26 protein-coding genes are annotated in these 25,133 nt (G+C 70.9%); 11 read left to right on the forward strand and 15 right to left on the reverse strand.

Features of this window, described 5'->3' with window-relative positions; translation table 11 throughout:
* Positions 1-10 precede the first annotated feature (10 nt).
* On the forward strand, positions 11-535 hold the full coding sequence (locus tag FBY41_RS22985; RefSeq protein WP_141847624.1) for a 2'-5' RNA ligase family protein: 525 nt from the start codon (positions 11-13) through the stop codon (positions 533-535).
* A gap of 75 nt (positions 536-610) precedes the next feature.
* Here the strand turns inward: FBY41_RS22985 and FBY41_RS22990 are convergent, their stop codons facing one another.
* On the reverse strand, positions 611-1,135 hold the full coding sequence (locus FBY41_RS22990) for a glycine cleavage system protein R (RefSeq protein WP_141847625.1): 525 nt from the start codon (positions 1,133-1,135) through the stop codon (positions 611-613).
* Positions 1,136-1,200: 65 nt separating this feature from the next.
* Positions 1,201-2,271 carry an NYN domain-containing protein gene (locus FBY41_RS22995; RefSeq protein WP_141847627.1) on the reverse strand — a complete coding sequence of 357 codons (1,071 nt, stop codon included), beginning with the start codon at positions 2,269-2,271 and terminating at the stop codon, positions 1,201-1,203.
* 201 nt (positions 2,272-2,472) lie between these two features.
* Between FBY41_RS22995 and FBY41_RS23000 the strand changes: the two genes are divergently transcribed.
* From FBY41_RS23000 to FBY41_RS23020, 5 genes are read left to right on the forward strand one after another with little or no spacing between them, the layout of a single operon-like run.
* A complete protein-coding gene (locus tag FBY41_RS23000; RefSeq protein WP_141847629.1) occupies positions 2,473-7,599 on the forward strand; it encodes a beta strand repeat-containing protein in 5,127 nt (1,708 codons plus the stop codon).
* Between the two features lie 19 nt (positions 7,600-7,618).
* On the forward strand, positions 7,619-8,125 hold the full coding sequence (locus FBY41_RS23005) for a phage tail protein (protein ID WP_141847631.1): 507 nt from the start codon (positions 7,619-7,621) through the stop codon (positions 8,123-8,125).
* A 52-nt stretch (positions 8,126-8,177) separates the two neighbouring features.
* Positions 8,178-8,690: a phage tail protein gene (locus tag FBY41_RS23010; protein WP_141847634.1), complete on the forward strand. Its 513-nt coding sequence runs from the start codon at positions 8,178-8,180 to the stop codon at positions 8,688-8,690.
* Between the two features lie 9 nt (positions 8,691-8,699).
* The gene (locus tag FBY41_RS23015; RefSeq protein ID WP_141847636.1) at positions 8,700-9,218 is read left to right on the forward strand and encodes a phage tail protein; all 519 of its coding nucleotides are present in this window, start codon (positions 8,700-8,702) and stop codon (positions 9,216-9,218) included.
* 40 nt (positions 9,219-9,258) lie between these two features.
* Complete coding sequence (locus FBY41_RS23020) at positions 9,259-9,738, forward strand: GNAT family N-acetyltransferase (RefSeq protein WP_221629415.1); 480 nt, start codon at positions 9,259-9,261, stop codon at positions 9,736-9,738.
* Here the strand turns inward: FBY41_RS23020 and FBY41_RS23025 are convergent.
* The 3 genes from FBY41_RS23025 to FBY41_RS23035 form a co-directional block, all read right to left on the reverse strand.
* Positions 9,717-10,016: a DUF6916 family protein gene (locus FBY41_RS23025; RefSeq protein ID WP_141847638.1), complete on the reverse strand. Its 300-nt coding sequence runs from the start codon at positions 10,014-10,016 to the stop codon at positions 9,717-9,719. The genes FBY41_RS23020 and FBY41_RS23025 overlap by 22 nt on opposite strands.
* Positions 10,013-10,387 carry a DUF6916 family protein gene (locus FBY41_RS23030; protein ID WP_375869902.1) on the reverse strand — a complete coding sequence of 125 codons (375 nt, stop codon included), beginning with the start codon at positions 10,385-10,387 and terminating at the stop codon, positions 10,013-10,015. The genes FBY41_RS23025 and FBY41_RS23030 overlap by 4 nt, the downstream gene beginning before the upstream one ends.
* Positions 10,388-10,677: 290 nt before the next feature.
* The gene (locus FBY41_RS23035; protein WP_141847642.1) at positions 10,678-10,914 is read right to left on the reverse strand and encodes a PLDc N-terminal domain-containing protein; all 237 of its coding nucleotides are present in this window, start codon (positions 10,912-10,914) and stop codon (positions 10,678-10,680) included.
* Between the two features lie 160 nt (positions 10,915-11,074).
* Here FBY41_RS23035 and FBY41_RS23040 point away from each other — a divergent pair, with 160 nt between their 5' ends.
* Positions 11,075-11,773, forward strand: coding sequence for a hypothetical protein (locus FBY41_RS23040; protein ID WP_141847644.1), 699 nt, complete (start codon positions 11,075-11,077; stop codon positions 11,771-11,773).
* A 17-nt stretch (positions 11,774-11,790) separates the two neighbouring features.
* On the opposite strand, the gene FBY41_RS23045 is transcribed toward FBY41_RS23040, so the two are convergent.
* Complete coding sequence (locus tag FBY41_RS23045) at positions 11,791-12,651, reverse strand: formate/nitrite transporter family protein (RefSeq protein ID WP_141847646.1); 861 nt, start codon at positions 12,649-12,651, stop codon at positions 11,791-11,793.
* A 29-nt stretch (positions 12,652-12,680) separates the two neighbouring features.
* Positions 12,681-13,934: an ornithine--oxo-acid transaminase gene (rocD, locus tag FBY41_RS23050; protein ID WP_141847648.1), complete on the reverse strand. Its 1,254-nt coding sequence runs from the start codon at positions 13,932-13,934 to the stop codon at positions 12,681-12,683.
* A gap of 177 nt (positions 13,935-14,111) precedes the next feature.
* Between rocD and FBY41_RS23055 the strand changes: the two genes are divergently transcribed.
* The 4 genes from FBY41_RS23055 (at position 14,112) to FBY41_RS23070 (ending at position 19,763) form a co-directional block, all read left to right on the forward strand.
* On the forward strand, positions 14,112-15,491 hold the full coding sequence (locus FBY41_RS23055; RefSeq protein ID WP_141847650.1) for a cyclic 2,3-diphosphoglycerate synthase: 1,380 nt from the start codon (positions 14,112-14,114) through the stop codon (positions 15,489-15,491).
* Positions 15,488-15,988: a hypothetical protein gene (locus FBY41_RS23060; protein ID WP_185749230.1), complete on the forward strand. Its 501-nt coding sequence runs from the start codon at positions 15,488-15,490 to the stop codon at positions 15,986-15,988. The genes FBY41_RS23055 and FBY41_RS23060 overlap by 4 nt, the downstream gene beginning before the upstream one ends.
* On the forward strand, positions 15,985-17,676 hold the full coding sequence (locus FBY41_RS23065; protein ID WP_260439988.1) for a DUF4389 domain-containing protein: 1,692 nt from the start codon (positions 15,985-15,987) through the stop codon (positions 17,674-17,676). Before FBY41_RS23060 ends, FBY41_RS23065 begins: the two co-directional genes overlap by 4 nt.
* 302 nt (positions 17,677-17,978) lie before the next feature.
* The gene (locus FBY41_RS23070; RefSeq protein WP_141847652.1) at positions 17,979-19,763 is read left to right on the forward strand and encodes an alkaline phosphatase D family protein; all 1,785 of its coding nucleotides are present in this window, start codon (positions 17,979-17,981) and stop codon (positions 19,761-19,763) included.
* A gap of 103 nt (positions 19,764-19,866) precedes the next feature.
* On the opposite strand, the gene FBY41_RS23075 is transcribed toward FBY41_RS23070, so the two are convergent.
* The 8 genes from FBY41_RS23075 to FBY41_RS23110 form a co-directional block, all read right to left on the reverse strand.
* Positions 19,867-20,067 (reverse strand): hypothetical protein, encoded by a 201-nt coding sequence (locus FBY41_RS23075; RefSeq protein ID WP_141847654.1) that lies wholly within the window; start codon positions 20,065-20,067, stop codon positions 19,867-19,869.
* Positions 20,064-20,999 (reverse strand): alpha/beta hydrolase, encoded by a 936-nt coding sequence (locus FBY41_RS23080; RefSeq protein WP_141847656.1) that lies wholly within the window; start codon positions 20,997-20,999, stop codon positions 20,064-20,066. The genes FBY41_RS23075 and FBY41_RS23080 overlap by 4 nt, the downstream gene beginning before the upstream one ends.
* Before the next feature lie 101 nt (positions 21,000-21,100).
* Positions 21,101-22,000: an oxygenase MpaB family protein gene (locus FBY41_RS23085; protein WP_141847657.1), complete on the reverse strand. Its 900-nt coding sequence runs from the start codon at positions 21,998-22,000 to the stop codon at positions 21,101-21,103.
* A gap of 70 nt (positions 22,001-22,070) precedes the next feature.
* Positions 22,071-22,490, reverse strand: coding sequence for a PPOX class F420-dependent oxidoreductase (locus FBY41_RS23090; protein WP_141847659.1), 420 nt, complete (start codon positions 22,488-22,490; stop codon positions 22,071-22,073).
* 186 nt (positions 22,491-22,676) lie between these two features.
* Positions 22,677-23,201 (reverse strand): flavodoxin family protein, encoded by a 525-nt coding sequence (locus FBY41_RS23095; RefSeq protein ID WP_141847661.1) that lies wholly within the window; start codon positions 23,199-23,201, stop codon positions 22,677-22,679.
* Between the two features lie 79 nt (positions 23,202-23,280).
* On the reverse strand, positions 23,281-23,628 hold the full coding sequence (locus FBY41_RS23100; RefSeq protein WP_141847663.1) for a YciI family protein: 348 nt from the start codon (positions 23,626-23,628) through the stop codon (positions 23,281-23,283).
* 180 nt (positions 23,629-23,808) lie between these two features.
* Positions 23,809-24,243, reverse strand: coding sequence for a PRC-barrel domain-containing protein (locus FBY41_RS23105; protein ID WP_141847666.1), 435 nt, complete (start codon positions 24,241-24,243; stop codon positions 23,809-23,811).
* A 111-nt stretch (positions 24,244-24,354) separates the two neighbouring features.
* The gene (locus tag FBY41_RS23110; protein WP_141847667.1) at positions 24,355-25,065 is read right to left on the reverse strand and encodes a dienelactone hydrolase family protein; all 711 of its coding nucleotides are present in this window, start codon (positions 25,063-25,065) and stop codon (positions 24,355-24,357) included.
* Positions 25,066-25,133: the final 68 nt, after the last annotated feature.

Genomic DNA, 25,133 nt, shown 5'->3' on the forward strand with positions numbered 1-25,133 from the left:
ACAATGAGCCATGGCCCTCGCGCTCTGCCTCCTCTTCGACGCACCGACCGACCGCCGCGTGCGCGAGCTGTGGGAGCGGCTCGAAGCACACGGCATACGGACGCTGCTCACCCACACCCACGGGCGTCACCATCCCCACCTGTCGTATGCCGTCCTGCGGGCCTGGGATGCCGAGGCCGTGGGTGCCGCCGTGGCGGGCTTGCCGGACGGTGGGGCGGTCGAGGTCTCGGTGCAGGGCTCGCTCGTCTTCCCCCGCGGACGGGTCTCGTTCGCCTGCTCCGTCAGCTCAGACCTCGCCGCACGGCAGGAGCGGGCGGTCGCGGCCCTCACGTCGACGGGCGCCGACCTGCACTGGCACTACGCGACGGGGCGGTGGGTCCCGCACGTGTCCGTCTCCACGGGGGCTAGTGCCGACCAGCTGCCCGTGATCACCTCGGCGGTCTCGGACGTGCTGCCCCTGACCCTCCACTGCGACCGCGCAGCGCTGATCGACAGCTCGACCGGCGAGGTGTGGCCACTCGACGGCGTGCCATGACGGCGTGCCATGACCGCGTGAGGTCAGTGCTGCGAGCCTCTGGAGTGAGTCACGCGTTGACTCAACGCAGAGGCGCTACGCGACGGCGATGTCGACGAGAAGCTCGGCGGCGAGCCGCTCGAGGTCGGCGCGGAGTGCGCTGGTGTCCGACCCCGCGGGCACGTCGACGACGACGTGCGCCTCGAAGAGCAGGCCACCGGCCATCGGCGCCTCGCGGGTTCCGGTCGTCATCGTCTCGATGGAGAGGTCGTGGTGGCTGAGCACCGTGGAGACCTCGCGGACGATGCCGGGGTGGTCGTTGCCGAGCAGGTCGATCGTCAGCTGGTCGGTGGCCGCACCTGCGCCCTGGACCTCCGCCGCGGGCTCGGCCCCGGGGTGGGCCGACACCTCGAGCAGCCCATCGAGCGTGCTGAGCGACGTCGCGAACTCCTCGGCGCGGTCCTCGGGCACGCTCACCACGACGATGCCGGCGAACTTGCCCGCCAGCTCCGCGAGCTGACTCTCCTCCCAGTTGCCACCGTGCTCGGTGACGACGTCTGCGAGGGCGCGGACGAGGCCGGAGCGGTCGTCGCCGATGACGGTGAGCACGAGTCTGGGCACGCGCCGATCCTATCGACCGCTCGCCCGGACCGAGGTGGCAAGCACCGACACCCACAGGTCCGACGTCACGACGGCCGCGACCCGAGCACCTCCCAGAAATGGTCCCGCAGGAGGTAGCGCAGGTGCTCGTCCACGTCATAGACGCCGAGCCGCGCCGACAGGTCGAGCAACAGTGCCCGGTCGAGGTCGTTCGGGATGTAGGGCCGCTCCGCGAGCATGCGGCGGCGGTCGTCGGCGCTCGCGGTCACGGACCACGCGGAGATCACCCCACGGCATACCTCGTCGATGAGCTCGAGCTCGCTCGCGCTCGTGGAAGCGGTCTGACGCGACCCCGCTCCGTCGCTCGAGCTCGACCAGATCGGCCTGCTCGCCGCTGACCCCGGTCGGGCGCTGCCGCCCGTCGCATCAGCCGCACGCGCGACCGGTCGCTGGCCGGCGAGCATCGCCGGAGTCGGGCGGGGCTCCGACCCAGCGCTCGCGGTCGCCGCCGCCTCGGAGGAGCGTGGACCCGGCAGCGGAACCACCGTGCCGCCCTCGGCCCCCGCCGCGGCAGCCGACCCCACCGGAGCCTCCTCCGGCTGGAGCTGGCGCACGTGTACCGTGTCGTCGACGACCGAGCCGTCGAGGACGATGAGGTCGTCGGCCTCGCGGATGAGGTGCTTCGAGACAGCGTGCGGCTTGCCCGCGCGGTCCGGCACGGCCATGAGCACGACCTGGACGCCGTGGTTCTGTGCCTCCTCCACGGCCTCGCACAGGTCGTCGTCGCCGGAGACGAGATAGATGACGTCGACGACGCGGTTGCGGCCGTGCGCGGCGAGGTCGAGCCCGATCCGCAGGTCGACACCCTTCTGCTCACCCTGCGGCGAGATGCGCCCGAGCCGCAGCTTCACCCGCGGCAGCATGCCGATGGCCTCCTGGGCGCCGTCCGGCGCGCCCCCGCTGCGGCGGCCGGAGTCGTACCAGTGGACCCGCAGGAGCGGCATACCGCTGGCCTCCTCGGCGGCGGCGACGAGCCGCGCCACGAGGTCGGGGTAGGACACGACGACCCCGCTGCGCAGGGACGTGCCCGTGACGCGCGTCGCCGACGCGGCGAGCAGGTAGCCGACGTCGACATAGAGCGCGCAGTGAGACCTCATGTTCAGCACACTGTCACGGCTGGGCCGATGCCGCCCGAGGCGCCAGCGACGGCATCCTCCGAGATCCCACAGATTCCGCGCATTCCGCCACGCGCGTACCACATCTGATGCTAGGAAAGGGACATTGCGCGGTGCGTCGTCCGTGAGTTGCGACACCCACAGGGGGGAGCGCGACGGCGACAGCCGAGACCGGAGGTCGCAATGTCGCGTGTCAGTGCCCTGCTCTCCCGTATCGCCGCCGCGTGCGCCGTGCTGCTCGTCGCGGCCCTCCTCGCCCCCGCCGGCTCGGCAGCCGCCGCACCCGTGGCGGGCGAGATGTCGTATGCGTGCGCGCTCAAGAGCAACGGCGTCCTGAGGGCCGTCTCCTCGCTGAGCGAGTGCAAGGGCAACGAGACCAAGGTGACGCTCAAGCCGGGCCCAGCCATCTTCTGCGTCCAGCCCTCCGGCTCCACCCGCCTCGCCACCAAGCCCAAGGACTGCAAGTCGCCGGCGACCGCGCTCACGCTGCCGCCCACGTCGGGCACCGTCTACTTCTGCGCGGCCCTGCCCTCCGGCACCCTGCGCTACGTCACGGGCCCCGGCCAGTGCCTCACCGGCGAGGTGCAGGTGCAGGTCACCCCCAACGACGCCGCGCCGAGCGTGACGTCGACGAGTCCCGCCGACGGCGCGACCCACGTCGCGACTGACGTCAGTCCGACCGTCACCTTCAGCGAGCCCGTCACCGCGACCGTCGGCTCCTTCGCCTTCGCGTGCGACGCAACCCCCATCCCCTTCGCCGTCAGCGGGTCCGGGGGATCCACGCTGACTCTCGACCCGACCGGCTCGCTCCCGCAGGGGGCCAGCTGCACCGTCACGGTGTATGCCGCCGGGGTCACCGACGTCGACTCGCTCGACCCGCCCGACAACATGGTCGCCAACCGCACCTTCTCGTTCGAGACCGACGCCGCGCCCAGCCTCGTCTCCTCGACGCCGGTCGACGGCGCGGTCGGGGTCGCCACCTCGACGAACATCGTCCTGACGTTCAGCGAGCCCGTCGACGTCGCGAACGGCGCCTTCTCGCTCGCCTGCGGCGGCCCGGCCCTGCCGTATACCGTCACGGGCTCGGGAACGTCGACAGTGACGGTCAACCCCGACGCCGATCTGGCACAGACCGCGACCTGCACCCTGACGGCGCCGGCCGCAGACATCACCGACGTCGATGCGGGCGACCCGCCGAACGCACTGACCGCCGCCGTCGACATCAGCTTCCAGACCGTCGATGCAGCCCCGACGCTCGTTTCGATCTCGCCGGCGGACGGGGCGACCCATGTCGCAACCGACGCGAACATCGTCATGACGTTCTCCGAGCCGGTCAGTGTGCCGAACGCCGGCACCTTCTCCCTCGAGTGCCCGGCCGGCTTCCCCCAGGGCTACACCGTCCTCGGGCTCAGCGGGACCACCCTGACGATCGATCCGGCAGGCCCGCTGCCCGAGGGGGAGACCTGCCGGTTCACCGGCGACGCCTCGACCATCACCGACAACGACGCGGTCGACCCTCCGGACAACCTCACGGCGAACATCGACGCGAGCTTCACCGTCGACAGCCCGCCGGCCGTCGTCTCGACCGACCCGGCTGACAACGCGACGAATGTGCCCGCGGACCAAGAGCTCACGGTCACCTTCAGCGAGCCCGTCACCGTCAGCCAGAGCTCCTTCACCCTGACCTGCGACAGCAACCCCGTGGCCTTCACCATCGGCGGCACTGACACTGCCGTCACCCTGACCCCGACGAGCGCCCTGCCGGGCACTGCTGCGTGCCTCCTCACGGTCGTCGCCGCGCAGGTGTCGGACGCCGATGCAGGCGACCCGCCAGACACGATGACGGCCAACGTCACCGTGAGCTTCACGACCGTCGACACCGCGCCGACCGTCGTCTCGACGAGCCCGACCAACGGCGCGACCGACGTGGCCAGCGGCGCCACCATCACCGTAACCTTCAGCGAGCCGGTGACAGCGGACGCCGGCGCGTTCAGCCTCGAGTGCCCCGTCGCCACGACGACGGCCTTCGCGCTCAGCGGGTCGGGCACAGACTGGACGCTCACCCCCGACGCCAAGCTGCCCGCCGCCGTCCTCTGCACCCTCACCATCGACGGCAGCAAGATCCACGACACCGACACGGTCGACCCGCCCGATGAGATGGTCGCGGACGTCACGGTGGAGTTCACCGTGGCCGCCAACAGCGCGCCGACCGACCTCGCGCTCTCCGCAGCGACGGTGGCCGAGAACCAGCCGTCCGGCACCGCCGTCGGCACATTCTCGAGCACCGACCCCGACCCGGGCGACACCTTCACCTACACCTTGGACGCCGGCCCCGGTGACACCGACAACGGGTCGTTCACCATCGTCGGCGACAAGCTGCGCACCGCGGCGAGCTTCGACTTCGAGGCCAAGGCCTCCTACTCGATCAACGTGCGCACGACCGACTCTGCCGGCAACGTCTTCGAGAAGTCCTTCGTCATCACCGTGACGGACGTCAACGAGGCGCCGACCGACATCAGCCTCAGCAACGCGACGGTCGCCGAGAACGAACCTGCCGCAACGGTCGTCGGATCCCTCACCGCCACCGACCCCGACGCGGGCCAGAGCCACACCTTCACCGTCGTCACGACTGGATGCGGCGGCACGTACGCCGACGGCAGCAGCTTTACGGTCACCGGAGGATCGCTCGTCACCTCGGCCCCTCTCGACTACGAGGCGAAGTCGTCCTACACCGTGTGCGTGCGGGTCACCGATAGCGGCACTCCCGGCCTGACCTTCGACGAGCTCTTCACGATCACCGTGACCAACGTCAACGAGGCCCCGGTCGTCGGCGGTGACAGCTACTCCGGCGCCATCGGCAACACCCTGGCGCTGCGCGGCGTGACCGCGACCGGCCCCAGCACGACCCTGACCGGCGCCCTGCCGCTCGCCAACGACACCGACCCCGAAGGTGACACGATCAGCGTCGTCGCCGGCACCCTCGCGACGACCGGCGGCGGCAGCGTCACGATCAACGCCAACGGCACCTTCAGCTACCTCCCCGGCGTCGGTGACGTCGGCCAGACCGACACCGTCACCTACACGGTCACCGACGGTCTGCTGACCTCCACCGGGACGATGAGCATCGCGATCGGCAACGATCGGGTGTGGTGGGTCAACGCCGCCGCCCCGGCGGGTGGCGACGGTCGCTCCACGGCTCCGCTCACCACGCTGACGACGCTCAACGGCGCCGGCGGATCGGGCGATGTCGACGGTCCCGGCGACTACCTCTTCGTCTACGCCGCGGCGGGGTCGTATGCCGGTGGGCTGGCTCTCGAGGCCAACCAGCGTCTCCACGGCCAGCGTCACGGGCTGACCGTGGGGGGCACGGTCCTCGTGCCCGCCGGCGCCACCGCCCCGACGATCACCAACGCCGCGGGCAACGGGGTCACCCTCGCCAACGGCGTCGACGTGCAGGGCGTCACGGTGTCGGGCGCGTCGGCCGACGGCATCCACGGCGACAACGTCACGACCGCCACCATCGGCAGCGCCGTCACCGTCAGCGGCAGTGGCGCCGACGGTATCGACCTCACGGGTGCGGCCACCGGCAGCATCGGCGTCGCCGCCACCGTCACGGGCAGCACGGCCCGCTCGGTCAACGTCAGCAACCGCTCCGGTGGGACGACCTCCTTCACCGGCCCGATCAGCGGAACCGGCATCAACCTCGCGTCCAACACCGGGGCGACGGTCACCTTCAGCGCCGCGCTGACGATCTCGTCCGGCGGCACGAGCGCCTTCAGCGCCACGGGCGGCGGCACGGTCACCGCCTCCGACACGACGTCGACGCTGACGAGCACGACCGGATCGACCCTCGTCGTCGAGAACACGACGATCGGCGGGGCCGGCCTGAAGTTCCGCTCGATCAGCGCGAACGGCGCGGCGAACGGCATACGGCTCAACACCACCGGCAGCTCCGGTGGGCTGAGCGTGCTCGGTGGTGGCAACACGTCGCTTGGCGGCAACGCGAGCGGCGGAACGATCCAGAACACCACCGGCCCCGGGGTCTCCCTCACGAGCACGTCCTCGGTCAGCCTCAACAACCTCACGGTGAGCAACACTCCTGGCGCGTCGGGCATCAAGGGCACCGGCGTCGCCGGCTTCTCCTTCACCTACGGCACGGTCACGGGCAGCGGCTCAGCCGGGGGCGGTGCCGCCGGCGCGGTCGCGTCCAACATCGCCTTCGACGGCACCGGTGACGGGATATCCAACGTCAGCGGCGCTGTGACGGTGAGCAACTCGGTGCTCACGAGCGGCTACAACCACGGCCTGACGATCTACAACAACTCCGGGGTCATCTCCACCCTCACGGTGACGGGCAACACGATCACCAGCGCAGCCACCGCGGCTGGCTCGATCGGCAGCGGGGTGCTCGTCCAGGAGTTCGGCTCCGCCGGCACCGGTGCGACGATCACCACCGGCTCGATCTCGAGCAACTCGATCACGGGCTTCCCGAACGGCAGTGGCATCCGCCTGACCGGTGGCAACCCGACCTCCCTCGCGGCTCCCGTCTCGCAGATCGGCACGTCCGGCAGCCACTTCGCCATCACCGGCAACCTCGTTCACGGCTTCAGCACGTCGGTGCTCATGTCGACCGAGGCGATCATCGTGCTGGCCCAGGGCCGCGGCACGAGCTACATCGACGTCACCAACAACGGCACGGTCGCGAACCCCGTCGGCCTGACCCAGGGCGACGGCATCTCCGTCAACGCCACGTGGCAGCACAACCTCACGTCCGCGATCACCGGCAACGTCATCGCGCCGGGCACCGGAGGCGTCGTCACCAACCGCGGCATCACGGGTGGCGCTGCAGCCGGCGGCATCCCCGGCGGCACCGGTGACACGGCGGTGCTCAACGCCACGATCAGCAACAACACGGTGAGCCAGACGAGGGGCAACGGCATCTACTTCGTCGCTCGCGAGAGCAGCACGCTCCGCACGACGGTGCAGAACAACTCGGTCGCGGCCCCGACCCTCATCGGTGCCGGCATCCGGTTCGACTCCGGCACGCCTGCCCCCAACAGCGTCAACGCCACGCTGTGCGCCCTGATCAGCGGCAACACGACGGCTGGGTTCTCGCCCAACCCGGGCATCGCGCTCCGCAAGGAGGGCACCGTCTCCAACGTCAACACCTTCGGGATCTTCGGCCTCAGCCCGTCGCCGACGACCACGGCGCTCGAGACGACGAGCTACGTCGCCACCCAGAACCCCGCCAGCAGCGGAGGCGCGCTGCTCGTCTCGGCCCAGACCGGTTTCACCGCCTGCACGCCCTGACCGACCAAAGGAGCACGTCATGACTGAACCGTTCCTCGCAGAGATCCGGCTCATGAGCTTCCAGTTCGCCCCCAAGGGCTGGGCGCTGTGCAACGGGCAGCTGCTGCCGATCAACCAGAACCAAGCGCTCTTCGCACTGCTCGGCACGACCTACGGCGGCAACGGCCAGACCACCTTCGCCCTGCCCAACCTCCAGGGGCGCGTCCCGCTCCACCGCGGGAACGGGCACACCCAGGGCGAGGTGCAGGGGGAGCAGACGCACACCCTGTCGGTCGCCGAGACACCCGGCCACACGCATACCGTGACCGGCACGAGCACGCAGGCCACGACGCCCGTGCCGGGCAACACCGTCACTCTGGGCACGAGCGTCGGGGCCGCGGCCTACCAGGTGCCCGAGGGCTTTGTCGCGATGAGCAACGGGTCGATCTCACCCTCCGGTGGGAGTCAGCCGCACCCGAACATGCAGCCCTACCTCACGCTGAGCTTCTGCATCGCCCTCCAGGGCATCTTCCCGTCGCAGAACTGACCCATCCCCGCACCGACCCACAGACCGAGCACGACCCTCTGAAGGAGGCGACATGTCACAGCCGTACGTCGGCGAGATCCGAATGTTCGGAGGCAACTTCGCGCCATCGGGCTGGATGTTCTGCGAGGGGCAGCTCATGCCCATCTCCGAGAACGAGACGCTCTTCAACCTCATCGGCACGACCTACGGGGGGGACGGCCAGTCCACCTTCGCCCTGCCCGACCTGCGCGGCCGGGCGCCCCTGCACCAGGGTGGCGGCTTCGTCCTCGCGCAGACCGGTGGCACCGAGACGGTCACCCTGACGACGGGCCAGATGCCGGCCCACACCCACGGCGTGCTCGGCAGTGCCGCAGGCGCGGCGGGCACGAGCGCGGCGGGCAACATCCCCGGCGCGATGGCGGGTGTCACGACCTACGCCTACGGCAGCGACCAGCCGACGACCCCTCTCGCGCCCGGCACCATCGGGCCCGCGGCGGGGGGCAACCAGCCCCACGACAACATGCAGCCCTACCTCTGCATCAGCTTCATCATCTCGCTCTTCGGCATCTTCCCTTCCCAGACCTGAGGAGCCATCATGACCGACCCCTTCGTCGCCGAGATCCGCATCTTCGGCTTCAACTTCGCCCCCAAGGGCTGGGCCTTCTGCGACGGCCAGCTCATGCCGATCTCGCAGAACACCGCCCTCTTCTCCCTCCTCGGCACGACCTACGGAGGAGACGGCAAGTCCACCTTCGCGCTGCCGAACCTCCAGGGCAGCGTGCCGCTCCACCCCGGTCAGGGGCCCGGCCTGTCGCTCTACGACCTCGGGCAGACCGGTGGCTCCGAGACGGTCACGCTGCTCCAGAGCGAGGTGCCGTCGCACACCCACGATCTCAACGCGTCGGCTTCGGAGGCCGTCGCGACCTCTCCGGAGGGGCAGCTCTTCGCCGCGGGGCAGGGGGTCGCGGAGTTCGCGCCACCGGGGTCTGCGGTGACACTCGCGCCGCAGATGGTCACGCCCGTCGGCGGCAACCAGCCCCACAACAACATCCAGCCGTCGCTCACCCTGAGCTTCTGCATCGCGTTGCAGGGCGTCTTCCCGCCGCGCTCCTGACCGCCGTATGCCGCCCGCCCCACGTGCCGTGCCAGCGTCGGTGACGCTTCGTCCCGTCACCGACGACGACCGCGAGTTCCTCTGTGCCGTGTACCGATCCACCCGGGAGCCGGAGCTCGCGATGGTGCCGTGGGACGAGGCGACGAAGGACGCTTTCGTCGCGCAGCAGTTCACGGCCCAGGACCGATCCTGGGCGGCGCAACGTCCGGACACGGTGCGCGAGGTGGTGGTCATCGACGGGGTTCCGGCTGGGCGGCTCTACGTCGACCGCACGGCCGACGAGATCCGCGTCGTCGACATCACCCTCCTGCCCGAGCACCGGGGGACGGGCGTGGGGGAGGCGCTGCTCCGACCGATCCTCGACGAGGGCGACCGTGATGGGTTGCCCGTGACGATCCACGTCGAGCGACACAACCCGGCACTGCGGCTCTACGGCCGGCTCGGCTTCGAGGTCGTCGACGACCTCGGCGTCTACCTCTTCCTCCGGCGACCGAGCGGTCAGGCGAAGACGGCCTCGTAGCGCTGCCGCCCGTCGACACCCGGCCCGATGGGCACGAGGAAAAGGTCGAGCCCGCCCAGCGACTCGTGGTCGAGCCGCAGGATCCTTTGTCGCACAGGGGGATTCGGCCCGCCGGCGAAGGTGAGCGTGAACTGCTCGCGCGTCGGGCCGCCCGCCCCACGGCATACGTCGACGAGGGTGAGCCTGAAGTCGTCGCCCGCGGGCATGCTTGCGGTGAAAGGGGTCTCGAGGTGCGGCGTGAAGTCGGCTGCGGCTGCGGTGGCGAGGTCGAGGGTCACAGTCGGTTCACCACGGCCGTCCAGGTGGTGCCGTTGGATCCGGGCACGAGGTGCAGCGTCGTGGCCGCGAAGCCGGCCCGGCTCAGGCTCACGGTGCTCTCACGACCCGCGGCCGCCGAGGTGAGGCGCAGCGCGTAGCGGCGGTCGGAGCCAGGCGAGCCGGGCAGGTCGTCGACGGCGGCCAGGCGCACCGACCACGTCGACGTCGAGGACTTCGCGCTGAACGTGCTGCCGACGTAGGGGGTCCACCGCGACCTGCTGAGCGGGTCGGTCGGCGCCTTCGCCGCGAGCGCGGTGCCCGACGGCAGGGCAACCGCTGCGACGCTGACGGGGACGCTCTGCAGCACCCGACGACGACTGATGACGACCATGTCCACCCGCCTATCCCTTCCCCGAGGCCACCCCTCCCGGGCGACCTCTCAGATCATCCCGTGGGAGGCGCGTCGCCGTCAGCAAAATGCCCCGACGGCGTCGGGAAGTGAGCACTCGACGCGAGAGTGCTTGACGCGAACCGCAATGTCGAGTGCCCAGTTCCCGACGGCCGCGCCAGGTCGAGTGCCCAGTTCCCCACGGCACCTCAAGGTCGAGTGCCCAGTTCCCGACGGGTCCCGGTGTGGGGAACTGGGCACTCGACGAGAGGGTCGAGAGTGAGAGGAGCCGGTCAGGCCGTGATCTCGGGGAGCGCGCTCTTGCGGCCGCGGGCGAAGTAGCTGATCGGGCCGACGAAGTTGACGAGGATGACCGCCGCCCACTTGCCCTTGCTGCCGTTGATCTGGTCAGCCGGTCGGCGCAGCAGGTCGACGTAGGCCGCCGTTGCGAGAGCCACCTCGACGACCCCCAGCGCGACCACGGCCTTGCGCTGGCCGCTGGTGAGGTCTGCCCACTTCTTCTTCGCCATCGTCTCCACCTCTCTCGCGGGCCACGACGGCCCTCTCTCCTGCCTAGCACGCGGGCGCCGGTCCGGCCCACCGGTGTGAGCGACGAGACGCCACAGGCCCCTGCCGGGCCTGCCAATGCGGTGTCACGCTGGAAGGGTCAGGCCCACCGGAGGAGTCACCATGAAACGCGCATGTGCCATCGTCGCAGCCGTCGCTCTCCCACTCGCTCTCGGGCCGCTCGTGGCGGGGCCTGCCGGGGCCGCGCAGCCCCGGATCTACCACACCATCAGCAGCACCCACGGCTCTGCCAACCTCGTCGTGACGCAGGGGTGCGAGGTCTCCGAGGTCTACGTGTCGTCGAGCAAAGCCATGTATGCCGCCCAGCCGGGTCCCGTCGGCAAGCAGGGGCTGACGGGTGTCTTCGTCCGCGTCACCGACGTCTGTGCGTCCTCGCATGCGCTCGCCTCGGCCCCTGCCGCCGGCGGTGGTGGGAGCGTGGTCTTCGAGGCCGACGTGCAGAACAGCGCACCGCTCGTCGTCGACGCGCGCCTGACCAAGGCCTCTGTGACCACCGACCTGCCCGGCACGGACGGCAACGGTGACCCGGTCACGGTCCACCTCGTCGCGCGCTGGACGGGAACCGGGCCCCTGGAGCACTCGACCGTCAGCACGCACACCCACTTCGGCGACGGCAACGTCAGCGCGAACGACAACAACCTCCGCCGCGCGGCCGTCGCCTCGGTCTCGGTGCAGGTCGCCGGGCGCAGCATCACCGGACGGACCGACGATGCCGGCCTCGAGCAGGTCAAGTCGCACTGCATCGAGGTGCCGCGGCCCGGCGCGATCGACTTCTACCCTTGCTTCGGCTTCCCCGGCTGAGCCGGACGCCGGTCGCGTCAGCCGGCGGGGGTCTCGGGGTGGCGACGGAGGTAGGACGCGTCGTCGTTGACGTAGGCGTAGTAGAGGCCGATGAGCACGCCGCCGCCGATGAAGTTGCCGACGAGCGCGATGGCGACGTTGCCGGCGGCGAGCCCGATGTCGAGCCCCTCCTGCAGGCCGACGATCGTGAAGAGGACGGTGTTGGCGACCGAGTGCTCGAAGCCCATGAACGCGAAGATCGCGACGGCGACGACCATGACGAGGCTCTTCGTCAGGTCGTCGCGGATGAGGCCGTTGTAGACGAGCAGCACCGCGATGTTGATCATGAAGTTGCAGAGCACGGCTCGCATGAACAGGTCGCTCCAGCCCGACGGCCCGGCGGAGACGTAGGCGAGCTTCGTGTCGACGGCGTGCTGCATGAGCGGCATCGCGGTGCGCGTGACGGTGCTGAAGAGAAAGGGCAGCGCGACGAAGAAGCCGCCGATGGCGTTGCCGAGGTAGCAGAGGCCGAGGAGGCGCAGTGCTCGCCGCCACGACGTGCGCCGGTGGTAGGCGCCGATCGAGACGATCATCATGTTTGACGTCAGCAGCTCGGACTTCGAGTAGTGGATGAAGACGAGGGCCCAGCCGAACGTCACGGCGCCGGCGAGACGCCCGAGCGTGATGAGCGACGAGCCGCCGACCTCCACCGCCTCGAAGGCCGCGACGACGGCATAGCTCGTCGCGTAGAAGAGGCCGATGATGATGCCCGCCATGGCGGCCCGCTGGAGGTAGCGGCGCGTCATCTCGCCCGACATCTCCACCTTGGCGTCGAGCGCGCCGAGCACCGTGCCGATGAAGTGCTTGCCCGGGAAGAGCGGGTTCGCCTGGGTCGTCATGCGATCACTGTGGCACGGGCCCTGCTGTCTCAGCGCAGGATCGCGCGGAGGGCCTCGAGCAGGATCTCGACCTCGGTCTCGCCGACGACGAGCGGGGGAGCGAGGCGCACGGTGCTGCCGTGCGTGTCCTTGACGAGCACGCCGTGCTCGAGGAGGCGGTGGCACGCCTCGCGGCCGGTCATGAGGTCCGGGTCGATGTCGATGCCCGCCCAGAGGCCGCGGCAGCGCACGGCGTCCACCCCGTGGCCGACGAGCTCCTCCAGGCCGGCGGCGAGTTCGCTGCCGAGACGCCGGGCGCGCTGCTGGTACTCCCCGGTCGCGAGCAGGTCGACGACGGCGTGCCCGACGGCTGCACCGAGCGGGTTGCCGCCGAAGGTCGAGCCGTGGCTGCCGGGGGTGATGACGCCGAGCACGTCGCGGTCGGCGACGATCGCCGAGACCGGCACGATGCCGCCGCCGAGCGCCTTGCCGAGGATGTAGACGTCGGGCACGACGCCCTCGATGTCGCAGGCGAAGGTCGAGCCGGTGCGGCCCAGGCCCGACTGGATCTCGTCGGCGAGCATGAGAACGTTGCGGCGGCGGGTGAGGTCGCGCACGCCGCGCAGCCAGCCGTCGGGCGGCAGGATGACGCCGCCCTCGCCCTGGATCGGCTCGAGCAGCACGGCGACCGTGTCGTCGGTGATTGCCGCCTCCAGCGCGGCGAGGTCGCCGTAGGGCACCGTGTCGAAGCCGGGCGTGTACGGGCCGTAGTGGTCGTGGGCCACCGGGTCGTCGGAGAAGCTGATGATCGTCGTCGTGCGTCCGTGGAAGTTGCCGGCCATGACGACGATGCGCGCCTGACCGTCGGGAACGCCCTTGACCTCGTAGCCCCAGCGCCGGGCGACCTTGATCGCCGTCTCGACGGCCTCGGCTCCGGTGTTCATCGGCAGGACGAGCTCCTTGCCGGCGAGCGTTGCGAGGTCGCGGCAGAAGGGGCCGAGACGGTCGCTGTGGAAGGCGCGGCTCGTCAGGGTGAGGCGGTCGAGCTGCGCGCGGGCCGCGCCGACGAGGGCCGGGTGCAGGTGACCGAAGTTGAGGGCGGAGTAGCCCGCGAGAGCGTCGAGGTAGCGCCGCCCCTCGACGTCGGTCACCCACGCGCCCTCGGCGTGCGAGATGACGACGGGCAGCGGGTGGTAGTTGCTCGCCAGCCACAGCTCCGCGAGGGAGATGTGCTCGTGGGTCGGGGTGCCGGGGGCTGGGCCGCGGTGCTCACGGGCCCCGGGTCGTGCGGCCGTGTCGCTCACTCCTCGATCGTCGCACCACGAGTCACCACCGGGCCACGGATTGTGAGGTGATCCCGCTCTCGGGACGGCGCCGGCACGCGCACCCGGTGGGAGACTGGCAGTGGCGGGTCTCGCAGCCAGGACTACCCGCGCTGGGGTGTGTCGGTCACGTCGGTGACCTGAGCCGTGGAGACTGCTATGACCACTGCCCCCTCGTCAGCCACCCGCGTCGTCATCCTCGGTGCGGCCGGACGCGACTTCCACGACTTCAACGTCGTGTTCCGCGACGACCCGACGCACGAGGTCATCGCCTTCACCGCGACGCAGATCCCTGACATCGACGGCCGGCGCTACCCGCACGAGCTCGCGGGCCGGCTCTATCCGCAGGGCATCCCGATCGTCGACGAGTCCGAGCTGCCCGACCTCATCACCCGCGAGCACGTCGACCTCGTCGTCTTCGCCTACTCCGACGTGCGGCACGAGCAGGTCATGCACCTCGCCTCGACGTGCATCGCGGCCGGCGCCGACTTCCGGCTGCACAGCGCCCGCCGGACGATGCTGCGCAGCACGCGCCCGGTCGTCGCCGTGACCGCCGTGCGCACGGGCGTCGGCAAGAGCCAGACGGTGCGCTACCTCTCCCGCCTGATGCGCGAGCAGGGGCTGCGGGTCGTCGCCGTGCGCCACCCCATGCCCTACGGCGACCTCGCCGCCCAGGCGTGCCAGCGCTTCGCGACGTATGCCGACCTCGACCGCTACGACTGCACGATCGAGGAGCGCGAGGAGTACGAGCCACACATCGACAACGGGGTCGTCGTCTATGCGGGCGTCGACTACGAGCGCATCCTGCGCGAGGCAGAGCAGGAGGCCGACGTCGTGCTCTGGGACGGCGGCAACAACGACCTGCCGTTCTACGAGCCCGACCTGCACATCGTGCTCGCCGACCCGTTGCGCCCGGGGGACGAGGCGGCATACCACCCCGGCGAGGCGAACGTCCGGATGGCTGACGTCGTCGTCATCGCCAAGTGCGACTCGGCGCGGTCGGTCGACATCGAGGCCGTCGAGGCCTCGGTGCGCTCCCTCAACCCGCGCGCCACGGTGCTGCGCGCCGAAAGCCCTGTCACCGTTGACGATCCGACGGTCGTCCGCGGCCGCAAGGTCGTCGTCGTCGAGGACGGCCCCACCCTGACCCACGGGTCGATGAGCTACGGGGCCGGCGTCGTCGGCGCGCGCGCCGCGGGTGCCTCCCACATCGTCGATCCGGTGCCGTATGCCGTGGGGTCGATCGCCGCGACCTACGCGAAGTACCCGAACGCCCGGGGCATCCTGCCCGCCATGGGTTACGGGGCCGAGCAGGTCGCCGACCTCGAGGCGACGATCCGCGCGGCGGTCGACGCGGGCGCGTGTGACGCCGTCGTCGCCGGCACGCCGATCGACCTCACGAGGGTGTTCACGGTGCCCGTCCCGCTCGTGCGGGCGCGCTACGAGCTGCGCGAGGTCGTTCCCGGTGGCCTGGCCGCCGCCGTCCGGGGGGCGCTGCCGGTGGGCGTGAGCGATGCTCGGGAGGCGAGCCTGTCATGAGCGCCCCAGCTGCACCTCGGTCGCCCGGGTCGCCGAACGCGTCTCCGGGCCGTCATGCCACGCGTTCCGCCCGGCGGGAGGCCTCGCGGTCGTCGAGCAGGCGCGCCGGCTACGCGGGCTCGCTCGTCGTCAACCTCCTCATGCTCTGGCTCGTCAACGTGTGGCCCGGCTGGCAGGCGGTGCCCTTCCTCACCGCCGCCACCGTGCTCGTCATCGGGGCCGTCAACGCCTCGATCGTCGCGCGGGCGGCGGCCGACCTGGTCAACCTCGTCTTCGACCTGCCCCGGCTCCGGGCGCTCGGCGACATCATCTCGATCGCCTTCGGGCTTGTCGCCCTCGTGCGGATCTGGCAGGTCTTCCCCCTCGATGTCATCGGCACCCCGTGGGAGGTCGTGGCGCGGGTCCTGCTCGCCATCGGCATCGTCGGAAGCGTGATCGGGATCATCGAGGCCGCGGTGCGGCTGTTCCGTGGGTATTTCCCAGGAGGTGCGTCATGACTGCCACCGGCGGTCCCAGCGGTCCCAGCGGTCCCGACGTCCCCGGCGGCCCAGGCGGCCCCGGCGGCCCCGGTGGTCCCGGCGCGCCGGTGGCTACTGCTCCGCACCCTGCCAAGCGGCACCTCGTCGCGCTCATCATCGGCTGCCTGCTCATCCTGCCCGGGCTCGGACTGCTCCTCGGAGGGGCAGCAGTGGCCGGTGCCTACGCGTTCGGCCGCGACGACGCGGGCTTCCTCTCCCTGTCCGTGCCGACGCTGCGCAGCCCGACGGCCGCGATCACGGTGGAGGACATCATCGTCGAGAACGCTCCCGACGCGCCGTCGTGGGCGCTCGACCGGCTCGACCTCGACCTGCGGATGACGGCGCGTCCGGTCACGCCCGGTGCCGACCTCTTCCTCGGCGTCGCGCCGGCCGATTCGCTGACGACCTATCTCCGGGGAGTCGCGCACGACGAGGTCGTCGGCCTCAGCGAACCCCGCTCCGGGGAGTCGAGGATCGCGGTCCTGCGGACCTCGCCCGGCGCGGCCACGGCCCCGGCGCCGACGGGCGAGACCTTCTGGACCACCTCGGCGACCGGTGCCGGGCAGCAGACGCTGACCTGGAACGTCACCGGCGGACGCTGGGCCGTCGCGGTCATGAACGCCGACGGCAGCGCCGGCGTCGACGTGGCCACGACGATCGGGGTGCGGGCCGGCTTCCTGCTGCCCCTCGCGCTGATCCTGCTGGCGATCGGCCTCGTCATCAGTGGCATCGCCGTCGCCCTCATCGTGCGCGGCGTGAGCGGTGGCCAGCCGGCGCCGCCGTCCCCGGGCGAGCAGTCCTGGGGTGAGCCGTCCTCCCGGGCGCCACTTGCGGCTGGTGCCGCTGCGTCGCAGTGGGCACCGCACCCGCGAGCCGTCAGCCCGGTGTCGCTCAACGCGCGACTCGACGAGCCGCTCTCGCGATGGTTGTGGCTCGTCAAGTGGTTCCTCGCGATCCCGCACTTCATCGTGCTCGGCTTCCTCTGGATGGCGTTCTTCGTCGTCGCGGTGGTCGCCTTCTTCGCCATCCTCTTCACCGGGAGATACCCGCGTAGTCTCTTCGACTTCAACCTCGGGGTGCTGCGCTGGTCGTGGCGCGTGTCCTACTACTGCTCCAACGGTGGCCTCGGCACCGACCGCTACCCGCCCTTCAGCCTCGACGAGGAGCCCGACTACCCGGCCCGGCTCGACATCGCCTACCCCGAGCACCTCTCGCGCGGGCTGGTCCTCATCAAGTGGTGGCTGCTCGCCATCCCGCAGTACCTCATCGTCGGCCTTCTCGTCGGCGGCAGTGGGTGGGCCTGGAGCTTCTCCCAGGGCCACGGTGTTCGCGTCGAATCGTCGGGGTGGAGCGTGCTGGGTCTGCTCGTGGTCATCGCCGGGATCTCGCTGCTCTTCACGAGCCGCTACCCCCGGGCGCTCTTCGACCTCGTCATCGGGCTCAACCGCTGGGTCTACCGCGTCGTCGCCTATGCCACGCTCATGACGGACGTGTACCCGCCGTTCCAGCTCGATGAGGGTGGCGCCGAGGTGCCGCTGCCGCCGCCTTCGGCTCCGGTGCCCCAGGTGCCGCCCGAGCCTCTGGAGCCTCCGCCTCCGCCGCCTCCGCCGCCTCCGGTGCCCCCGGACCGCGCCCCGCAGGACACCGCCTGGGACCTCGACAACTGACCGGATCGCCCTCGCCCTGCGCCCGCCGGATGCCAAGCCCCAATCGAAAGAGCAGTTCGTCGCCCCTTCGCGTGACAGCGCACGGCCGCTCGACGGCGACGAACTGCTCTTTCGATTGCTCCGGGGTCCGCTCTCCCCGATCGAGAGCACTCCGTCGGCCTTCCCCCGATCGAGAGAGCACTCCGTCGGCTTCCCGCCCCACGTGGGTGGCGGGATCACCTCGAACGGGCGGGAGGGCGCGGCATACGGGCGCTCTCGCCAATCGGCACCAGCGGGCCCTCGGCGGGCATAGCCTCCGAGTCATGACACCGTCGTCCGTCGGCCGGCGCACCCTGCTCAAGGGTGTCGCCGCAGCCACCGCAGCGCTTGCCGTCCCCCGCGTCTTCGACCCCGCCGCTGCTGCGGCGCCGGCGAGCAAGGGCATCTTCGGTTACGGGGTAGCCAGCGGCGACCCGACCGCCGATTCCGTCATCATCTGGACCCGAGCCACCCCGCCGCCGCGGCCCGGCGAGCCCGTGGCGGCTCCCGGCAACGGCCTCGGCCGCCCGATCCCCGTGCGGTGGCAGGTGTCCACGACCGAGCGGTTCAACCGCGTCGTCGCCCACGGCACGGTCATGACCTCCCCCGACAGCGACCACACGGTCAAGGTCGACGTGACCGGCCTCGACCCGTACACGCGCTACTTCTACCGCTTCCAGTCGCTCGGCGAGTTCAGCGCGGTCGGGCGCACCCAGACAGCGGGCGACATCGCGGGCGAGACGCACGCGCTGCGCATGGCCCTCGTGAGCTGCAGCAACTACACGGGCGGCTTCTTCACGGCCTACCGCGCCATCAGCAAGCGCGACGACCTCGACTTCGTGCTGCACGTCGGCGACTACATCTACGAGTACGGCAACGGCGCCGACCGCTACGGTCCCGATGCGCTCATCGGCGTGCGTGACGGCCAGCCCGCCACCGAGACGATCGACCTGACGGGCTACCGGCTGCGCCACGCCCTGCACAAGGCCGACCCCGACTGCCAGGCCGCCCACCAGGCGCTCCCGTGGATCACGATCTTCGACGACCACGAGGTGGCCAACAACGCCTGGGCCGACGGCGCCGAGAACCACCAGCCCGGAGAGGGTGACTACCTCGTGCGCCGGGCGCAGGCGATGCAGGCCTACCTCGAGTGGATGCCCTTCCGCATGCCCGACCAGTCGGTGCCGCACCAGGGCACGCGCTTCTTCAAGCGGTTCACCTTCGGCGACCTCGGTGACCTGTCCATCCTCGAGACCCGGCAGAACCGCAGCCGTCAGGTCACGGTGCCGGGCGTGCCGTTCGACGGTTTCGTGCCGATCGGGGTCAACCCGCAGATCGACGGCGCCCTTGCCTCCCCGCTGCGTCACCTCCCCGAGCCCGAGCAGCTGGCCTGGCTCAAGGACGGCGTGGCGCAGCAGGGGCGGCAGTGGCACCTGCTCGGCAACCAGGTGATGATCGCACCCGTGCTCTACCCGGGCGCCGCGCTCGGTGCCCCGGGCCTCACCTTCGTCAACGCCGACCAGTGGGACGGCTACACCGCCGACCGCACGAGCCTGCTGACGTATGCCGCCGCGCAGCCCGAGTCCGCCGGTGACATCGTCGTGCTCACCGGTGACATCCACGCCTCCTTCTCGAGCGACCTGCCGGTCGCCGCGTCACCCGGCCAGCCGGCATACGCCTCGGCGGGCGTGGAGGTCGTGTGCCCGTCCGTGACGAGCGACGGCTTCTACGAGGTGCTCGGAGGAACCCCACAGCTGGCGGGACAGCCTCCCGAGGTCGTCGTCGCCGTGACGCGCCAGGCCATCGCAGCGGCCCAGCAGCTCAACCCGTGGATCAAGTACCTCGACGGCGTCGGGCACGGCTTCGTCGTCGTCGATGTCACGCCGGAGCGGGTGCAGGCGGACTACTACCTCACCCCGGTGCCGTCGAGCGCCGATCCCGACCCGCGCGTCGACCCGGAGACCGCGCTGGACTACATGCACAGCGTCCAGACCCTCGCGGGGTCGCGCCGTCTCTCCGCTGCCGTCGGTGCCGTCGGCGCGAGGTCTGACGAGCCGCGCACCAGCTGACCTCCGCCCGCACGTCGAGTGCCCACTTCCCTCCGCCTCTGAGCCGTCGGGAAGTGGGCACTCGACGTGACGGGGGGCGTCGGGAAGTGGGCACTCGACCTTGTCAGGGGGTGGTGCCGCCGCCGCGGCGGCGGGCGCTGAGCGCGAGCGCGAGGCCTGCGAGCACGACGACCGGGCCGATGATCGCCCACAGCGTGACCCCCGACATCACGCTGCCGCCGACGACGCCGAGTCCCTGCAGGGTCCACAGGGCACCGACGAGCACCAGCAGGATGCCGAGGCCGATGCGCAGCGGGCCGCTCACGCCGGCGCCTGCGCCGTCTCGAGGTGGGCGTCGAGCCACTCGAGGATCTCGAGCTCGACCTCGTCGCGGTTGAGCTCGTTGAGGATCTCGTGCCGGGCGTCGGGCCACAGCGTCACCGTGACGTCGCGGACACCGAGGCGCTTGAGCTGGTCGGCCGCCTGCTGCACGCCCTTGCCCTTGGCGCCGACCGGGTCCTGGTCGCCCGAGGTCAGAAAGATCGGCAGGTCCTTGGGTATGAGCGCGACGGTGCGGTCGTCGTTGGCCATCGCCAGGCCGCGAAGCAGGTCGGCGAATCCGCCTGCGCTGAAGACGAATCCACAGTCAGGGTCGTTGATGTACTTGTCGACCTCAGCGGGATCCCTTGAGAGCCAGTCGAAGTCGGTACGGGTGGGCTTGAAGGCAGAGTTGTACTGACCGAAGCTGAGCTTGTTCATCAACCCGCTCGTGTGGGTGTGGCCCCGCAGGCGCGCCTGCGTCGACGCGACGAGGACGCCGACCTTTCCGAGGGCACCTGCGCCACCGGCGGTTCCGGAGAGCACGAGGCCAGCGAGCTCCGAACCGTACTGCGCGGCATACCCCCTCGCGATGAAGGAGCCCATGCTGTGGCCGAGGAGGAAGACGGGCACGCCGTGCTGCTCATGGCGAGCCCGAGCCGTGACGGAGTGGAGGTCGTCGATGACGGTCTGCCAGCCGTCTCGCTCGGCGAAGGAGCCGCGTGGGCTCGACGTGCGCCCGTGGCCGCGGTGGTCGGAGGCGTAGACGGCATACCCGTGGTCGGTGAGGCGCTGCGCGAACCGGGCGTAGCGCGCGGAGTGCTCGGCGAGTCCGTGGGAGATCTGCACGACGGCCTTCACCTCCCCGTCGGGCAGCCAGCGGTTGACGAACACCTCGGTGCCGTCGGGGGTGGTCAGCGTGAAGGAGCTGCTGTGCATGATCGTCCTCGATCTCGGAGTGCCGTTTGCCCGCACTGTATGCCGTGTGGCTGTCTCGCAGTCAGCCGATCCGGTATGCCGCGTGGCTGAGTGTCGCCGCCTCAGCTCGCCGCTCGCTCCGGGGTGTCGGAGGGGCGTCGCTCGGCGAGGCCGGCCATCCCCCAGCGCACGGCGGCGGTGCCGAGGTGGCCGAGCGGCCGGGCGACGAGGGAGGACGCGGCCCGGGGCAGCGGGATCCCGAGCATCGACCGGGCCCACCCCGGCAGCAGCGAGACGCCGCCCGAGGCGAGGGTGCTGTAGCCCGCCCGCGCGTAGAAGGGGAGCGGCGGCTCGAGCAGGAGGAAACGGGCGGCCTCGCGCGCCGCGTCGGTGGCCTCGAGCTCGGGGCGGTAGGCGGCGAGCGCCACGCGGAGGCCATCCACGGTGGTCGGGGGGTCGATGACCCCGAGACGAACGGCGGGGATGCCGGTCTGCTCGACGTAGCGGTCGGCCTCGTCAGCGGTGAGCGGCTCGGCGCCGAAGGTCTGGTGCGCCCGGAGGAAGGAGTCGACCTCGGCGAGGTGCACCCACGTCAGCAGGTGGGGGTCGCTCGCGCGGTACTCGCGCCCCTGGGCGTCACGCCCGCGCACCCGCTCGTGGATCGAGCGGACCATCGCGATGGACTCCTCGGCGTGCTCGATCGTGCCGAAGGTCGTCGTCGCAAGGTAGTGGCTCGTGCGCTGGAGCCGGCCCCAGGGGTCACTCTTGTAGCCGCTGTGGCCGGCGACGCCCGCCATCGCGAGGGGGTGGAGCGACTGGAGCAGCAGCGAGGCGACGCCCGCCGGGAACATCGAGGCATCGGCGTGCACCCGCCAGATCGGGTCGTCGTGGGTGAACCAGCGCTCGCCCTCGGCACCCCAGATGCGCTGCGCGCGAGCGGGGGCGTCGTCACCTGCGACCTTGGAACGCAGCATCCTGCCCAGCTGGCGCTGCACCAGCCGGGGGCCCGCAGTGAGAGTCATGGACAGCAACGTACGGTCGACCGGCGACGGTCGAGAAGAATCTGTCGAGGGTTGGCGGGTGTCGCCCGGGTCACGTCAGGGTGATGCGGATGCCGGCGCGCGGCTTGTCCTTGACGACTCTCGAGGTGAGCGGCCTGAAGACGTCGCCGAGACGGGCGAGCAGGTACTTCTCGCCGATGGCGCGCTTCACGGCAGCGACCTCCTCCGGCGAGCGGACGACGCGAGCGGTGCCCTCATGCGTCGGAGCGCCGTCGGGCACCGCTCCGCGCATGTCGCACTCGCGCACCTCGACCCTCGCGGTGTGGGCGAGACGCTTCGTCTTGCCGACGCCGTCGATGGTGATGACGACGAGCTCGTCACCGTCGCGGGCGATCCACACCGGTGTCGCCACCGGCTCGCCCGACCGCCGGAAGGTCGTCAGGGACACGTAACGGTGAGCGGCGACAGCGGCGAGGGGGTCCGGCTGCGTGCGGGGAGGCTGGGGGTCCACGTCGCCACCCTAGTTACGGTTCGGCCACCCCGGAGTCACGGATTGACCACCCTCGGCGTGTTGCGCGTGTATCGCGCGCGCACCCTCGCCACACTGATGAGCAGAGAGACTTCGGCGGCTGGCCCGTTGTGGTACGTGAACCGCCAGGGAGCCCGGACTCGCACCGCGAGCCGGGCTCCAATACGTTCACGCGGGAGTGAGGGCCTCCGCGAGGAAGGCGCCCCAGGCTCGAGCCCGCACGACCTCGTCGTGCGACAGGGGGCCGTCCTTGCCGCCCACCCAGAAGCTCTCGCCCCGAGAAGCACGCTCGAACCCCTTGCGCCGCAAGGCGATCGCCGCCTGCTTGGCTGCCGATCCGGGCATCATCCGCACATGCACGCGCGTGTCGAAGGTGTGCACCGGGAGGTCGGCCCGCGGCTCGCAGGAGTCGATCCACTCCCGGATGCCGAGGCGGGGCGTTCCCGTCGCGCCCTGACGCACCGCATCAGCGCGGGTCGACTCGCGCGACATCGAGAAGGCGTGGGTCGGGCCGCCGACGAGCAGCATCGTCACGTCGTCAGGGATGCGCGTCGGAGCCTCGCTGACGGGGAGGACGGTCACGGCCTGGCCCGGCGGAGACTGTTCTCCCTCGCGCCGGATGCCCTCGGCCAGCGCCTCCGCAATCGCCTCGGTGTTGCCGAACATGGATTCATAGACGACGAGCACGCTCATGACTGATCTCCTCCGAACCCATTGTCCCGCCGTCACGCCCGGCCGTCGGCCAGGCGTGACGAAGGAGACGCGCCCCGGGTCACTCCGACTGGAACGCGCGCACCTCGACGGCGCCGGCACAGGCCGCTGAGCCCTCGGTGGCGATGGCCAGCGCGGCCTCGAGGTCGTCGGCCTCGACGATCCAGAAGCCACCGAGCCACTCGCGGGCCTCGGAGAAGGGCCCGTCGGTGACGGAGGCAGTGCCGGAGGTGGCATCGACGACCTTGGCCTCGGAGCGGTCGACGAGGCCGCCGGCGTAGACCCACTGGCCGCGCTCCTGCAGCCGGGTGTTGAAACGGTCGACGGCAGCGAAGATGGCCGGGATCTCGTCCTCCGAGGGCACCGGGTCGTCGGCGCGGTGGTGGACGGACAGCAGGTACTGGGTCATCGGAGTGCTCCTCGGGCGTGGGTGGTGCGACGAGGCGACATCTCGACACGGCGCCCCGAGCACTTACGTTCGCGACACGCTACCCATGCCGCGAGAACGGGCGAGGCCCCGGTGCCGACCGTGCGGGTCGACACCGGGGCCTCGTCGGGCCTCGTCGGGCCTCGTCGGGCCTCGCTCGCCTCAGACGCGCGCGCCGTCGCCGGGGCCGCCGGGACGCTCGCCGTAGTAGTCGCTGAGGCGGCCGCGGTACTCGTCGTTGACAGCGGTCTCGCTGCCCTCGACGCGGTCCTCGTCGCGCAGCTCGGGCGAGTCCTTGATCTCGTCCTTGGTGCGGTCGACGTAGACGTCCTTCTCGTCCCAGTCGACGCGCTCGATGGTGCCGGCGGGCAGGAGCACCTTGCGGCCGAAGATCCAGGGGCCGGTGTCGACGACGACATAGCTGGCGTCGACCTCGCGGGTGGCGCCGTCGATCTTGCCGATGTGTCCGTCGGTGGCGTGGACCGTGAAGCCGGCGAGGTCGTCCTGGCGGTTCGACAGGTCGGTGCCCTCACGGTAGTTCCAGGCGTCGAAGTCCTGGCGCGTCGAGTCGTGCTGCGTCGAGTCGTGCTGCGACATGGGGTTCCTCTCCATTGGGGGTTGCCGTGCAGCACTGCTCCTACCCGGGGGCGAGATGTCACTAACCTCACCATTCGCGGTGAATTGCGTTCCGTTGGAAGCCGACTCGGGTCAGCTGGTCGGGAGGTGCTCGCGCAGGAACTCCGCAGTGGTGCTCCAGGCCAGCGCCGAGGCAGCCGCGTCGTGCCAGGGCATCTCGTCGTTGTCGAAGGCGTGGTCGGCGCCCTCGTAGGTCTCGAAGACGGTCGCGGGCTGCTGCGTCACCGACTCCTCGATGGCGCGCACCGTGGCCGTGTCGATGAACGAGTCGGCCAGGCCGAAGTGGTGCAGGCTCGGCGCGGCCACCGTCATGGCTGCGTGCAGCCCCGGCAGTGCGGAGCCGTAGTAGGAGACGAGCGTGTCGACGGGAGCAGCGCCCTCGGCCTCGAGCCGGGCGGCCACGTTGAAGCCCAGGCCGCCGCCGAAGCAGAAACCGACGACGCCCACTCCGGCATCGACGGCCTCCTGCCGGCGCAGCCACTCGACGGCGGCCACGGCATCGAGCACCGCCCGGTCCCAGTCGAGCCGCTGGACCAGCCCCATGCCTTGCTGGAGCGCGTCGTCACCCTCGACGGGCGAGGTGACGCCGAGGCGCCAGAAGATCTCGGGCGCGGCCACGACGTAGCCGAGCTCGGCGAGCTGCGCTCCGCGGCGCTGGATGTAGGCGCTCACGCCGAAGATCTCCTGGAGCAGGACGATGCCCGGCCCGCGTCCGGCCGGGGGGCGCCACAGGTGGGTCGGCATGGCGCCGGAGTCGGTCGGGACCATCACGGATTCGCTCATGGGCACATCCTGCCCGCCGCGCCCCTGCCGCAGCCCCCGGCACTCTGACCGGATGGCCCGGCCCGGCC

The organism is Humibacillus xanthopallidus (genome assembly GCF_006716675.1).
In the GTDB taxonomy this organism is placed as follows: Bacteria; Actinomycetota; Actinomycetes; order Actinomycetales; family Dermatophilaceae; genus Humibacillus; species Humibacillus xanthopallidus_B.